We start from the raw sequence: 320 nt of genomic DNA on the forward strand, positions 1-320 counted from the left end.
GGGTTGAGTATATCTCGGTAGGGCGCGTTAATATTTTTACTAATATTGGCAGTACCCATGAAGCTTACTTCAATCTTACTCTTAGCAATAACAAGCTCGTCAAATGCAATTTACCAGAACAAGCAGGTAGCTATAGCTTCGGTTATGAAAGCATTGGTTCATATACGTTAATCAATGAGGTAAACCATCCTTGTGGCTTGACCGAGCGTTTGAGATATAAGGCTGATGGTATTCGAGTCAACTCAATGACTTACTTACCAGCCGTTACTGCACATGATGTTCTTACCCTTAATTCGCCAGTTATTAGCACAACCTACGAC

At 40.6% G+C, this 320-nt stretch carries 1 protein-coding gene; it reads left to right on the forward strand.

Features of this window, described 5'->3' with window-relative positions:
* The coding region (locus tag AB4512_RS24845) for a hypothetical protein (protein ID WP_372176132.1) at positions 1-320 on the forward strand (320 nt) is incomplete at both ends.

The organism is Vibrio sp. 10N.222.52.B7 (genome assembly GCF_041474275.1).
Lineage (GTDB): Bacteria > Pseudomonadota > Gammaproteobacteria > Enterobacterales > Vibrionaceae > Vibrio > Vibrio crassostreae_C.